The organism is Streptomyces fodineus, from assembly GCF_001735805.1.
GTDB lineage: Bacteria > Actinomycetota > Actinomycetes > Streptomycetales > Streptomycetaceae > Streptomyces > Streptomyces fodineus.
On sequence record NZ_CP017248.1, the window covers coordinates 544,288 to 556,729 of the forward strand.

At 71.1% G+C, this 12,442-nt stretch carries 11 protein-coding genes and 1 pseudogene; 5 read left to right on the plus strand and 7 right to left on the minus strand.

Annotation, left to right across the window (positions count from 1 at the left end; translation table 11 throughout):
* Window positions 1-80: 80 nt before the first annotated feature.
* On the plus strand, window positions 81-890 hold the full coding sequence (locus BFF78_RS02435) for a sulfite exporter TauE/SafE family protein (protein WP_099054810.1): 810 nt from the start codon (window positions 81-83) through the stop codon (window positions 888-890).
* A gap of 28 nt (window positions 891-918) precedes the next feature.
* Here BFF78_RS02435 and BFF78_RS02440 read toward each other — a convergent pair whose 3' ends face one another.
* From BFF78_RS02440 to argG, 4 genes are all read right to left on the minus strand, one after another.
* Entirely contained in the window at window positions 919-1,995 is a 1,077-nt protein-coding gene (locus BFF78_RS02440) for a fatty acid desaturase family protein (RefSeq protein WP_069776733.1), read from the minus strand.
* Window positions 1,996-2,194: 199 nt separating this feature from the next.
* Window positions 2,195-3,193, minus strand: coding sequence for a type I glyceraldehyde-3-phosphate dehydrogenase (gap, locus tag BFF78_RS02445; RefSeq protein ID WP_069776734.1), 999 nt, complete (start codon window positions 3,191-3,193; stop codon window positions 2,195-2,197).
* A gap of 107 nt (window positions 3,194-3,300) precedes the next feature.
* Window positions 3,301-4,257: a GlxA family transcriptional regulator gene (locus tag BFF78_RS02450; protein WP_069776735.1), complete on the minus strand. Its 957-nt coding sequence runs from the start codon at window positions 4,255-4,257 to the stop codon at window positions 3,301-3,303.
* 142 nt (window positions 4,258-4,399) lie between these two features.
* Window positions 4,400-5,848 (minus strand): argininosuccinate synthase, encoded by a 1,449-nt coding sequence (gene argG / locus BFF78_RS02455; protein ID WP_069776736.1) that lies wholly within the window; start codon window positions 5,846-5,848, stop codon window positions 4,400-4,402.
* Window positions 5,849-5,995: 147 nt separating this feature from the next.
* On the opposite strand from argG, the gene BFF78_RS02460 reads away from it, so the two are divergent.
* Window positions 5,996-6,814, plus strand: a complete 819-nt coding sequence (locus BFF78_RS02460) for a DUF427 domain-containing protein (protein ID WP_069776737.1) — start codon at window positions 5,996-5,998, stop codon at window positions 6,812-6,814.
* A 77-nt stretch (window positions 6,815-6,891) separates the two neighbouring features.
* On the opposite strand, the gene BFF78_RS02465 is transcribed toward BFF78_RS02460, so the two are convergent.
* On the minus strand, window positions 6,892-7,449 hold the full coding sequence (locus tag BFF78_RS02465) for a YciI family protein (protein WP_069783324.1): 558 nt from the start codon (window positions 7,447-7,449) through the stop codon (window positions 6,892-6,894).
* Window positions 7,450-7,502: 53 nt separating this feature from the next.
* On the opposite strand from BFF78_RS02465, the gene BFF78_RS42510 reads away from it, so the two are divergent.
* Window positions 7,503-7,679 carry an O-methyltransferase gene (locus tag BFF78_RS42510; protein ID WP_079161113.1) on the plus strand — a complete coding sequence of 59 codons (177 nt, stop codon included), beginning with the start codon at window positions 7,503-7,505 and terminating at the stop codon, window positions 7,677-7,679.
* Window positions 7,680-7,724: 45 nt separating this feature from the next.
* Here the strand turns inward: BFF78_RS42510 and BFF78_RS02470 are convergent, their stop codons facing one another.
* The gene (locus BFF78_RS02470) at window positions 7,725-9,383 is read right to left on the minus strand and encodes a penicillin-binding transpeptidase domain-containing protein (RefSeq protein WP_069776738.1); all 1,659 of its coding nucleotides are present in this window, start codon (window positions 9,381-9,383) and stop codon (window positions 7,725-7,727) included.
* Between the two features lie 113 nt (window positions 9,384-9,496).
* Between BFF78_RS02470 and BFF78_RS42515 the strand changes: the two are divergent.
* Window positions 9,497-10,723, plus strand: a pseudogene (locus tag BFF78_RS42515) (glycosyl hydrolase family 95 catalytic domain-containing protein); the annotation flags it as partial.
* A 79-nt stretch (window positions 10,724-10,802) separates the two neighbouring features.
* On the opposite strand, the gene BFF78_RS02480 reads toward BFF78_RS42515, so the two are convergent.
* Window positions 10,803-11,369 carry a TetR/AcrR family transcriptional regulator gene (locus BFF78_RS02480; RefSeq protein ID WP_069776740.1) on the minus strand — a complete coding sequence of 189 codons (567 nt, stop codon included), beginning with the start codon at window positions 11,367-11,369 and terminating at the stop codon, window positions 10,803-10,805.
* An 83-nt stretch (window positions 11,370-11,452) separates the two neighbouring features.
* On the opposite strand from BFF78_RS02480, the gene BFF78_RS02485 reads away from it, so the two are divergent.
* The gene (locus BFF78_RS02485; RefSeq protein ID WP_069776741.1) at window positions 11,453-12,376 is read left to right on the plus strand and encodes an SDR family oxidoreductase; all 924 of its coding nucleotides are present in this window, start codon (window positions 11,453-11,455) and stop codon (window positions 12,374-12,376) included.
* Window positions 12,377-12,442: the final 66 nt, after the last annotated feature.

Here is a 12,442-nt window from a genome sequence, read left to right on the forward strand (position 1 = left end):
CCACTGTAGGGGCCGAGTCTCGAAGGAATGGTGCCGGGCATCGCATGCGGGCAGATCACCGCAGCTGGTGAGGTGGCCGTGTGGACTTCTTGGTACTGCTCGGGGTCGGACTCCTCACCGGGGTGACGACCGTCTTGTTCGGGTTCGGCGGCGGGTTCGTCGCGGTCCCGGTCGTGGTGTGGGCGAACGCGGCCCTCGGCGCGGACGCGATGCGGGTGGCGACGGCCACCTCGGCCCTGGTCATGCTGGTGAACGCGGCGTTCGCCACGGCCGTCACACCCCGGCATGTCCTCGCGGCCCTGCGCAGCAGCGGCACCCTGTTGCTCCTGCTGGCGGTCGGCGCCGCGGCCGGTGCGCTCGCCACCCGCCACGCGCCTGCCGGTCAGGCCCACTGGGGCTTCGTCGTCTACGTCGCGCTCACCATCGTCGATCTGCTCCTGCGCCCCGGATTTCTGCGTCCGGGCCGACCCGGCGGGAAGGTCGCCAAATCCCGCGAGGTGGCCCGTCCGCTGCCCGCCGTCCTCGGTGCCCCGATCGGCGCGGTGGCGGCCTTCCTCGGCGTGGGCGGGAGTGTCATGACCGTTCCCGCGCTACGGCGCGCCGGGCACCCGATGCGGGTGGCGACCGCACTGGCCAATCCCCTCACGCTCGCCATCGCGCTGCCCGCCACCGCACTGTCCCTGCACGGCACGGACACCGTCGCCGCACACGCCCACCCGCACCTCGTCGGCCTCGTCGACCTCCGCGCGGCCGGGGCGCTGCTCGCCGGCGCCCTGCCGGTCATCGCGGTGCTGCGGCGACGCCCGCCCCGGATCCCGGACCGCGCCTACGCCTGGGCGTACCTCGCGCTGCTCGGTGTCGTGGAGCTCGCGATGCTGCTCGCGGGCTGAGGCGGACGCCAGGGCTTCCCGGCTGCCGTCAAGAAGCCTTGCGCTGACGCCTGATCGGTTCCCCCACCCGGTGCATGTGGGTGAGGGCCTCGCGGTAGGACCGGATCAGGCCGGTCTCGTGGTACGGGACGCCGATCTCCGCGCAGTACGCGCGCACGAGGACCTGGGCCCGCCGCAGGTGGGGGGTCGGCATGCTCGGGAAGAGGTGGTGCTCGATCTGGTAGTTGAGCCCGCCGAGCAGCACATCGATGAGCCGGCCGCCGCGTACGTTGCGGGAGGTGAGGACCTGGCGGCGCAGGAAGTCGGGCCGTTCGTCACCGGTGAGCGTGGGCATGCCCTTGTGGTTCGGTGCGAAGGTGCAGCCGAGGTAGACGCCGAACAGGCACTGGTGCACGGCGAGGAACGCGATGGCCTTGCCGGCCGGGAGCACGAGGAACAGCGCGGACACATAGGCCGCGAGGTGCAGGAAGAGCAGGCCGCCCTCCAGCATCCGGTGCTTCATGGACGGCGAGCGCAGCGCCCGCACGCTTGCGACGTGCAGGTTGAAGCCCTCCAGTGTCAGCAGCGGGAAGAACAGCCACGCCTGGTGGCCGCCGATGAGACGGGCCAGACCACGGCTGTCGCGGGCCTGGGCCTCGGACCACACGAGGATGTCCGGGGCGACGTCCGGATCGAGTTCCTCGTGGTTGGGGTTGGCGTGGTGACGGGTGTGCTTGTTCATCCACCAGCCGTAGCTCATGCCGATCCCGAGGTTGCCGAAGAGCCGGCCCCATGCCTCGCTCGGCCGGGCGCGCCGGAAGACCTGACGGTGCGCCAAGTCATGTGCCACCAGGGCGACCTGACCGAACACCAACGCGAGGAAGGCGGCCACCGCCAGCTGCCACCAGGTGTCGCCGAGCGCGAGGAAGGTCCCCCAGCCCGCCGCCAGCAGCCCGATCACCATGGCGAGCCGTGCCGTGTAGTAGCCGGGGCGCCGCTTCAGCAGCCCGGCCTCGGCGATACGCCGGTTCAGCCGGGCGAAGTCGCTGCCTGCTCCGGAGCCGGACGGGCGGGGCCGTGCGGCCGACGCCTCGGTGGCGACCGAGGCATGAGTGGAAATCGTCATGCCGTCGAGTCTCGGCACGGCCGTTCGACCGGAACAGCCTGCCAGTCACCGGACCGGACGGGGGGCTTTCCCTACGACGATCAGGGTGTTGCCACCACTCCACATGCGCTGACCACGGCTTTCTCGGGAGGGTGGCAACACGGGGCTGATACGGGGCGGCTCCCCCGGCGGACCACAGGGGCCCCGTTTCGGTCTCCGGTCAGCGCCCGGCGAGGAGTTCGAGGGTGTCGATCACGCGGTGGGAGAAGCCCCACTCGTTGTCGTACCAGGCGACCACCTTGATGTGACGGCCGTCGACACGGGTGAGGGCGGAGTCGAAGACCGACGAGGCCGGGTTGCCGGTGATGTCGGACGACACGAGCGGGTCGTCCGAGTACTCGAGGATGCCGGCGAGCGGCCCCTGGGCGGCGGTACGGTACGCCGCCAGTACCTCGTCGCGGGTCACGTCGCGGGCGACGGTCGTGTTGAGTTCGACGATCGAGCCCACCGGAACGGGCACGCGGATCGAGTCGCCCGACAGTTTGCCGTCGAGGTTCGGCAGCACGAGGCCGATCGCCTTCGCCGCGCCCGTCGTGGTCGGCACGATGTTGACGGCGGCGGCGCGGGCACGGCGGGCGTCGCGGTGCGGACCGTCCTGAAGGTTCTGTTCCTGGGTGTAGGCGTGCACCGTCGTCATGAAGCCGTGCTCGATCCCGGCGAGTTCGTCCAGCACGGCGGCCAGCGGCGCGAGCGCGTTGGTGGTGCAGGAGGCGTTCGAGACGATCGTGTGCAGTGCCGGGTCGTACGCGTCGGTGTTGACGCCGTACGCGAGCGTGACGTCGGCGCCGTCGGAGGGCGCGCTGACGAGCACCTTCCGCGCGCCCGCGTCGAGGTGTGCGCGGGCGGCCTTCGCCGAGGTGAAGCGGCCGGTCGCCTCGAGGACGATGTCCACGTCGAGTGCGGCCCAGGGCAGTCGGTCCGGTTCACGCTCGGCGAGGACCTTGATGCGCCGGCCGTCGACGACGAGGGTGTCCCCGTCGACGGTCACGGGGCGGCCGAGCCGTCCGGCCGTGGTGTCGTAGGCGAGCAGCCGGGCGAGGGTGGCTGGTTCCGTGAGGTCGTTCACGGCGACGACCTCGAGGGCGCTGTCGCGTTCGAGGAGTGCGCGCAGCACATTGCGTCCGATGCGGCCAAATCCGTTGATGGCTATGCGAGTCAAGAGTGGAGTCCCTTCACGTGCCCTCGGTTCCCCATCAGCGTCGCGTGCCGTGTCCGCTCATGACAGTGTCGAGAGCGCCACCGTTCGCAAGAATCTCGCCAGGGCGGCTACTCGCCCTGGGTGAAGGTACGCCGGTATTCGCTGGGGGTGGTGCCGAGGATCTGCTGGAAGTGGGTTCGCAGGTTCGTGCCGGTGCCGAGACCGACGTCGGCGGCGATCTGCTCGATGCTGCGCTCCGAACGCTCCAGCAGTTCCCTGGCCAGGTCGACGCGGGCACGCATGACCCACTGCATCGGGGTGTACCCGGTGTCCTCGACGAAGCGCCGGGAGAACGTGCGCGGCGAGACCGCGGCATGCCGGGCGAGCACGGTGAGGGTGAGGGGCTCGCCGAGGCGGTGCAACGCCCACTCGCGGGTCGCGGCGAACCGCTCGCCCAGCGACTCGGGCACGCTGCGCGGCACGTACTGGGCCTGGCCTCCGCTGCGGTAGGGTGCGGCGACCAGGCGCCGCGCCGCATGGTTCGACACGGCCACCCCGAGGTCCTTGCGCAGGATGTGCAGGCACAGATCGATGCCGGAGGCGGCGCCGGCCGAGGTCAGCACGCTGCCCTCGTCGACGAAGAGAACGTTCTCGTCGACCTGGACGAGCGGATGCTTCTGCGCGAGCGCTCGCGAGTAGTGCCAGTGCGTCGTCGCGCGCTTGCCGTCGAGCAGGCCCGTGGCCGCGAGCGCGAAGGCCCCTGTGGAGATGGCGGCGAGCCGCGTGCCCCGGGCGTGGGCGGCGAGCAGCGCGTCGACGACGGGGCGTGGCGGATCCTCGCGGTCCGGAAACCGGTACCCGGGAATGAAGACGATGTCGGCCCACGCGAGCGCCTCCAGGCCATGGGCGACGTGGTACGACAGCCCGTCCCCGCCCGTGACGAGCCCGGGCGCCGCCCCGCACACCCGCACCTCGTACGGCATGCTCGCCCGCGTGGTGAACACCTGCGCGGGAATCCCGACGTCCAGCGGCTTGGCACCTTCGAGCACGAGGACGGCGACGCGTTGCAGGCGGGGGGACGGCACGGGACACAGGGTACGAGAGGCTCAGGCTGCGGCGTCGCGATCGGCGGGCACAGGCTCTCCGACGGGCGGCCTACGACGACGGGCCCCGCCGGTGGGGAACCGACGGGGCCCGCTGCCCAAGGCGTTCGGCCGGTGAGCGGTGTCAGTCCGTGCCGGACTCCATCGCGGCGCGGTCCAGGGCCTCGTCCTCCTCCGAGACCTCGCCGCGGGAGGCGATCGCCTCGGCGCCGCCGGAGGGCATGGCGCCGATCAGACCGGTGGCGGCGGCCTGGGCGGCGCCGATCAGCGCCGGGTGCTCGGTGCCGACCATGCCGAGGCCCGCGTACTGCTCCAGGCGCGCGCGGGAGTCGGCGATGTCGAGGTTGCGCATGGTGAGCTGGCCGATGCGGTCCGACGGGCCGAAGGCGGAGTCGTCGGTGCGTTCCATGGACAGCTTGTCCGGGTGGTAGCTGAACGCCGGGCCCGTGGTGTCGAGGATCGAGTAGTCCTCGCCGCGCCGCAGCCGCAGCGTGACCTCGCCGGTGACCGCAACACCGACCCAGCGCTGCAGCGACTCGCGGATCATCAGCGCCTGCGGGTCCAGCCAGCGGCCCTCGTACATGAGCCGGCCGAGCCTGCGGCCCTCGGTGTGGTACTGGGCGAGGGTGTCCTCGTTGTGGATCGCGTTGACCAGGCGCTCGTAGGCCGCGTGCAGCAGGGCCATGCCGGGCGCCTCGTAGATGCCGCGGCTCTTGGCCTCGATGATCCGGTTCTCGATCTGGTCCGACATGCCGAGGCCGTGCCGGCCTCCGATGGCGTTCGCCTCCATGACCAGCTCGACCGGCGAGGCGAACTCCTTGCCGTTGATCGTCACCGGGCGGCCCTGGTCGAAGCCGATCGTCACGTCCTCGGCGAGGATCTCGACGGTGGGGTCCCAGAACCGGGCGCCCATGATCGGCTCGACGGTCTCCACGCCGTTGTCCAGGTGCTCCAGGGTCTTGGCCTCGTGGGTGGCGCCCCAGATGTTGGCGTCCGTCGAGTACGCCTTCTCGGTGCTGTCGCGGTACGGCAGCCCGTGCGCGAGCAGCCACTCGGACATCTCCTTGCGGCCGCCCAGCTCGGTCACGAAGTCGGAGTCCAGCCAGGGCTTGTAGATCCGCAGGTGCGGGTTGGCGAGCAGGCCGTAGCGGTAGAACCGCTCGATGTCGTTGCCCTTGAACGTCGAGCCGTCGCCCCAGATCTGTACGTCGTCCTCGAGCATCGCCCGGACCAGGAGGGTGCCGGTGACGGCGCGGCCGAGGGGCGTGGTGTTGAAGTAGGCACGGCCGCCCGAGCGGATGTGGAACGCGCCGCAGGCGAGTGCGGCCAGCCCCTCCTCGACCAGGGCCGCACGGCAGTCGACCAGGCGCGCGATCTCGGCTCCGTAGGTCGCCGCACGGCCCGGCACCGAGGCGATGTCGGGCTCGTCGTACTGGCCGATGTCGGCGGTGTAGGTGCACGGGATGGCGCCCTTGTCGCGCATCCAGGCGACGGCGACCGACGTGTCGAGGCCGCCGGAGAAGGCGATGCCGACGCGCTCGCCGACCGGAAGGGAAGTGAGGACCTTGGACATAGGAAGAGTATGCAACATTCCGCATGGCCATGCATAGCCCCTTCACTCCAACCTGGCATGTGGCCTCCGGCTGCGACAGCATGGAGCCGCCGCGGTGGGCGGGCCCCGACCGCCTCACCCGGCCGAGGGGAAGGAGACCGATCCGCCATGGCCGACCCCACCACCGCCCCGTCGCTACGAACCACACCCGAAGGCCTTGTCTGGGAACCCAGCGAACGCTGGGTACGGGGCCGCACAGGCGAGGTCACCGTCGTCGACAGCCGCCACCCGGTGCTCGTGTGGGAGCCCGGCGTCCCCGTGCCGCTGTACGCCTTCCCGCGCGCGGAGGTCCGCGAGGACCTGCTGCGCCCCGCGAAGCACCCGCCGACCGGAGCCCATACCGGATCGACGCTGTTCTACGACCTCGAAGTGGGCGGCGAGCTGCTGGGGAACGCGGCCTGGACGTTTCCCGCCGAGGACCTGGCCGGCCACATCGCCTTCGAATGGTCCCGGCGCACCGGCAGGGGGCTGGACCACTGGTACGAGGAGGAAGAGGAGATCTTCGTCCACCCCCGCGACCCGCACAAACGGGTCGACGCCATCCCCAGCAGCCGGCACGTCGTCGTCGAGATCGGCGGCAGGGTCGTCGCCGACACCCGCCGCCCGGTGCTGCTCTTCGAGACCGGTCTGCCCACGCGCTACTACGTCCCGCGCGAGGACGTCCGCCTCGGCCTGTTCCGCCCCACCGAGCACCACACCGGCTGCCCCTACAAGGGCACGGCCGAGTACTGGTCCTGGCACGGTGAGCGCGACGAGGAGAGTGAGGCGGACGTCCCGCCCGACGTCGTATGGAGCTATCCCGAGCCGCTGCCCGCGGTGGCCGCGATCAAGGGACTGCTGGCGTTCTACAACGAGGCCGTCGACATCACGGTGGACGGTGAACGCCTCGAACGGCCGGTCACGCACTTCACCCGGACAGCTCGATGACGCGCCGGCAGGACGGAATCCTCTCGTAGAAATTCATGGCGCTTGTACGGGACCGGTGCGCCGTCGGCCCGGCCAGGTCACTGTCGGCCGCCGAACGTCCAGGCATGGACCTCGACGTCCGCGTACCGGTCCGCGGTCAGCACGGCTCGTGCCGCGTCCGGGTCGGGCGCCCGGAGCAGTGCCGCCGTGCCGAGCCAGGTGGCGCCGTCGTCGGAGAGCAGCGGTCCGTACGCGATCAGCTCGTCCCGGTCCGGCGGCGGCACGTCGCGGACGGCGTCGGACGGCTGCGCGGCGCCGAGGCCGAGCACCAGATACCGGTTGCCGCCGGTCCGGCCCCCGGGGAAGTCCCACATGGTGCGCCCCAGCGTGTTGCGCCAGCGGCGCAGCAGTACGTCCCGGTACACGCCGGCCTGGTAGTTGGGTTCGTCGAAGGCGAAGGCCCGCGCCGCCGCGGAGTCCGGCAGGTCGAGGATGTGCACGCTGCCGGTGGGCGTCTCGTCGTCGGCGGCCAGGGTCGGGCCGCGGGCGATCATCTCCATGGCGTACTGGTCCATGTAGGCCCAGTGCCGTTCCAGCAGCTCATCGCGCAGGGGCAAGGAGCCGGGCCGATCACGGTGGTAGCAGAGGAACTCCATGACCACAGACCCTCCCCGACCCCGGCCCGCGCCTCAACTGCTTTCGGCGGCACGTGGACCCCTGTCGACGCGCCATCTGGCTCGCCCGGGCCCTGCCGGACGACGGCTGCCTGGTCACGCTCGAGAGCGACCCCGACTACGCCGCCGTCGCCGCGGCCAACATCTCCCGTGCCGGACTGGACCACATCGTCGACATCCGCGTCGGCAAGGCGCAGGAGCGGAGGGGGTGACTCGCCCCCCTCCACAAGTTCCGTACGGCTCGGGGTCGTTGGCGATCAGCCCCCGGTCAGCAGCTGTCGTACGACGTACCCCGCGGAGTCCACACCGGAGCTGCCGCCCTCGACCAGCGCCGCCACCGCGATGCGGGAGTCGTAGGCGGTCAGCCAGCCGTTGGTGTGGTCGCCCTCCTCCGCGGTGCCGGTCTTGGCGCCGACGCCCGCGAGGCCGCCCAGGCGCGGAGCCGCCGTACCGCCGGTGGCGACGCCGCGCATCATCGACTGCAGATAGCCGGCCGTGCGGGCGGAGATGGGCCGGGCCGCGGCTTCCTGGTGCTGTGCCGGCAAGATGATCGGCTGCTCGAACCCGGCGTTGCGGACGGTGGCCGCCACGGACGCCATGAACAGCGGCGTGGCGGTGACCTTGCCCTGGCCGATGAACTGGGCCGCCTGGTCGCCGCCCTGGACGTCCGGCGGGATGCTCGGGTCGGTGGTGGCGATCCCGCCGCCGATGGACCAGTTGCCCATGCCGAAGACGTTCACCGCCTCGTCGTTCAGGGCCGAGGAGTCGCCGTCGTGCACCAGGTAGTGGAAACCGTCCTTGATGAAGGAGGTGTTGCACGACACGGTGAACGCCTGGGCGAGGGAGGAGCCGGGGTTGGCCCGCACGCCGGAGTCGTTGTGGAACAGCTGGCTGTTGGCCGTCAGCGAGTCCGTGCACGGCGCCGGGCTGTTCGGGGTGAGGCCCGCCTTGTCGAAGAGGGCCGCCGAGGTGATGATCTTCATCGTGGAGCCGGGCGACTTGATGCCGTTGATGGCGATGTCGCCGTCGTCGCCCGTGTGCGCGAGCGCGAGGATGTGGCCGTTGCGCCAGTCGAGCGCCACGGTCCCGGCGGGTTTCTGCTGCAGGTGAGCGTCCTTCACCGCCTGCTCGGCCACCCTCTGCAGGCCCGCGTCGATGGTCGTCCCCACGACCGCCGGGCGGCCCTTGGTGAAGGCCTTCAGCGTCTTCACTCCCGCCCCTGAACCGTCGACCACGGCCACACCCGTTCCGGGGGTGCCGCCCGTGGGCTTGGCGTTCTTGCCGATCGTCGCCGCGATGTCCCGCAGCGACGCGAAACGGGACAGGTCGGTCTTACCGTCGCTCGCGACGACCTTTGTATCGCCCGGTTCGGCCGGCAGCTTGCCCGCGGTCAGCGACTGGCCCTCGCCGAGGCCCGGATACAGCACCGAGTTGTTCCAGTGGACCGCAAGCCGGCCGTTCGTGCTCTTCAGCACCGCCACCGCGCTCGGGTAGCTCCAGGTGCCGCCCGCGACCTGTGCGGTGACGTCGAAGGTGACCTTCGCGGCTCCCGCCGTCACCGACGAGGGTCCTGCCGCAACGATGTGATCGAACGACAGCTTCTTCAGGTGCAGGCCGTCGGTGTAGCCGCGCAGTGCCTGCGCGGCGGTGTCCGGTACGTCGGTGGCGCCGCCCGCGCCGTCCAGGTGCCGCTGGGCCCAGTTGTCCAGGAACGCACGGGTCAGCTTCAGCGCCTCGGCGTCCGACGGGGGCGTGCTCGACAGCGCCGAGGGGTCGAAACCGCGCGCGTCCTGGGAACTGTCGTCACCCGCCGACCCGGAGGCCAGGCTGTGCAGGATGTTGTAGGTACCGATTCCCCCGAGGGCGAGCAGCGCGGTGCATGTACCGGCCAGGCCGATCTTCACAGCTCTGTTCATACGCAGGATCGTATGGATGTTCCATGGACGTGTGTGCCGATCTTCGGTAGATCGTTATCGGAACGTCAATGGAGGCGACGCGCCGAGATCTGCACCCCCACCGTTTTCGGTGCGTTGTGCACGGCCGGGTCCAGGACCACCGCCCCGAGTTCGGTAGCGGCTGGGGCACCTGCCGGCTGCCGGTCGGGCATCTCACCCTCGACCCGGTGGGCACCGTCACCGCCGTGGACTGGCGGCTGAGCCTGTGGAACGCCGAACCGACCGGCACCGTCACGACGACCGCCGGCTACACCGCCTCCCTGGACCACCCGGACCGCCGACGACGGCACCGCGCAGGTGGTCCAGCCCCTCACCGGCGGCGGCCGGACCGTGACCTGCCACCGCCGCACCGGGGACGGCCTCCTGCTCAGCCTCGGTCACAGCTTCCCCTCCTCCTCGGCCGCCGAGGCCGACTCGCCGCGCAACCTCCGGCGCGCACCCTCGTACGGCGTCCTACGGCGACGCCACACCAACTGGTGGCACGCGTTCTACCGGAAGAGCTTCGTGTCGTTCCCGGACCAGCGGCTGCAGCGCTTCCACTGGATCCAGCTCTACAAGGTGGCCCTCCGCCAGCCGTGCGGGCGGCCCTGTGAGGGCCACCTCCACGGTGCGGCAGAACCAGGAACAGCGAACCGCCAACGTGCCCACCGCCTACCGCCCGGACAGCTCCGGCATCGGCCGCAGCTCCGACATGTTCGCCGACCGTGCCGCGGGGGAACCGGGTACCGGTGCCGAGACCGGCGACCTCACCTGGGCGCTGCACAACGTGTGGCTGTCCTACCGGCACTCCATGGACAAGGCGTTGCTCCGCGACACGATCTACCCGGTGCTGCGCCGGGCGGTCAACTGCTGCCTGCACTTCCTCAACCCCGGGCAGCGACGGCCGCCTCCACCTGCCGAGCACACTCTCACCCGAATACCCCGTCGTGCCCCCGCAGGACACCAACTACGACCTGGCCCTGATCCGCTGGGGTTGCCAGACGCTCATCGAGTCGGCACAACTGCTGGGTATCGACGACGAGTTGAGGCCGCGCTGGCAGGAGGTGCTGGCCCGGCTCACACCGTATCCGGCCGACGGCAACGGCTTCATGATCGGCGCCGACACCCCGTACGCGCAGTCCCACCGGAACTACTCGCATCCGCTGATGGTGTACCCGCTCCACCTTGTCACCTGGGACCAGCCCGAAAGCCGGGACCTGGTCACGAAGCCAGTGGCCCGCTGGTACGCGCTGACCGGAGCCCAGCGGGGCCACAGCTACACCGGTGCCGCCTCGATCTACGCGACGACCGGCGACGGCGAGCGTGGGGCCTGCCGTAGACCTCGGGCGAGGAGAAGCGCACCGACATCACCGTCCGCGTTCCCGCAGGCGGTGCTGTCGCCTATACGACCGAGGTCACGGCCTTGAGTTCGGCCAGGGACTCCCGGGTCAGCTGCTGCATCGTGCGTTCCTCGTCCGGCGCGATCCAGCGCTCGAAGGTCACCTTGAAGACGGCGACCGCCGCCTCGGCGGCCAGGCTCGCGGTCGGCTCCGCGACACCGCGGCCGCGCAGGGTGCCCGTGAGCGCGGCCGTCATCGAGGCGAGCTTGATCAGCTCGCGCTCCTGGAGTTCCGCGTTCGCCGTGATCACGGCCTGCCGCCGGCGCGCGAACTCCCGCCGGTCGGCGAACATCTCGGCGACGGCGTCCAGCCCGACCGTCAGCGCGTCGAGCGGCGCGGCGGACTCCGGGGCGCCGGCGACCGCCCGCACGAACAGCTCCTCCAGTTCACCGGCGCCGGCGAAGAGCACCTCGCGCTTGTCGGCGTAGTGCCGGAAGAAGGTCCGCTCCGTGAGCCCGGCCCGCTTGGCGATCTCCGCCACGGTGGTCTGTTCGTACCCGTGCTCGGCGTAGAGCGCCAGTGCGGCCTTGGCCAGGCGTCCGCGCGCGTCCGGCTCCCATCTACCCATACGAAGATCTTACGTGATGACAGGTGCTGACATCGGGTGTACCGTCTATGACAGTGACTGACATCGAGTGTTTGGGGTCTCCCATGCGTATCTTCATCACCGGCGCCTCCGGCTGGATCGGCTCCGCCGTCGTGCCCGAACTGATAGAGGCCGGGCACCAGGTCGCCGGGCTCGCCCGTTCCGACGCCTCCGCCGCCGTGCTCACCGCGGCGGGCGCGGAGGTCGTCCGCGGCACGGTCGACGACCTCGACGTGCTGCGGGACGCGGCCGCCGCGTCGGACGGGGTGATCCATCTCGCCTTCAAGCACGACATCGCCTTCACCGGCGATTTCCAGGGAGCCGCCGAGGCCGACCGCCGCGCCGTCGACGTCTTGGGCGAGGCGCTCGCCGGCAGCGACCGGCCCTTCGTCCTCGCCTCGGGCCTCGCCGGCCTGACGCTCGGGCGGGCGGCGACCGAGCGGGACATGCCCACGGTCGACGGCTCACCGATCTCGATCCGGTCGACCACCGCACAGCAGGTACTCTCTTTCGCCTCCCGCGGTATCCGCTCCTCCGTGGTGCGGCTCTCCCCCACCTGCCACGGCGAGGGAGACAACGGTTTCATGGCGATGCTGGTCTCCCTCGCCCGCGAAAAGGGCGTCTCCGGCTACATCGGCGACGGCGCCAACCGCTGGCCGGCCGTGCACCGCCTGGACGCCGCTCATCTGTTCCGCCTGGCGGTCGAAAAGGCCCCGGCCGGCTCGGTGCTGCACGGCGTCGCGGAGGAGGGCGTCGCGATCCGTGACGTCGCCGAGGCGATCGGCCGGCACCTCGACATGCCGGTGGTCTCCCTGACACCCGAGGCCGCCGCCGAGCACTTCGGCTGGCTGGCCGGCTTCTTCGGCCTCGACCTCCCGGCGTCGAACACCCTGACCCGCGAGTTGCTGGGCTGGCACCCGACCCACCCGGATCTCCTCGCGGACCTCGACAAGGGGCACTACTTCAACGCCCCTGCCACCAGCGCCTGATGGGACCCCCGGCTGGAGGCCGCAGCGAGCAGACCGCCTCCAGCCGGGTCCGCCGGAAGGGGCCGG